Source organism: Streptomyces sp. NRRL B-1140, from assembly GCF_001280065.1.
In the GTDB taxonomy this organism is placed as follows: domain Bacteria; phylum Actinomycetota; class Actinomycetes; order Streptomycetales; family Streptomycetaceae; genus Streptomyces.
Genome location: NZ_LGEA01000019.1, coordinates 1 through 349 on the forward strand (window position 1 = coordinate 1; position 349 = coordinate 349).

General features: G+C 73.1%; 1 protein-coding gene. It reads left to right on the plus strand.

Annotation, left to right across the window (positions count from 1 at the left end):
- Positions 1-349, plus strand: a 349-nt coding sequence (locus ADK65_RS04090) for an AMP-binding protein (RefSeq protein WP_159038714.1), incomplete at both ends; no start/stop codon positions are given.

Here is a 349-nt window from a genome sequence, read left to right on the forward strand (position 1 = left end):
GGAGGGAGTGACCGGCGCCGACTTCGTGCCCTCGCTCCTGGAGGCGTTCGTCGCCGAGCCGGGGGCCAAGGAGTGCACCAGCCTGCGCTGGATCGAGGTCGCCGGCGAGGCGTTCCCGCCCGCCCTGGCCAACAAGGCCGTCGAGGTGCTGCCCGGCTGCGGGGTGCACAACCTGTACGGTCCGACCGAGGCGTCGGTGGAGGTCACGGCGTGGCAGCACGTGCCGGGCGCGGACCGGGTGCCGATCGGCGCGCCGATCTGGAACACGCAGGTGTATGTGCTGGACGCGGCGTTGCGTCCGGTGGCGCCGGGTGTGGCCGGTGAGCTGTATCTGGCGGGTGCGGGTCTG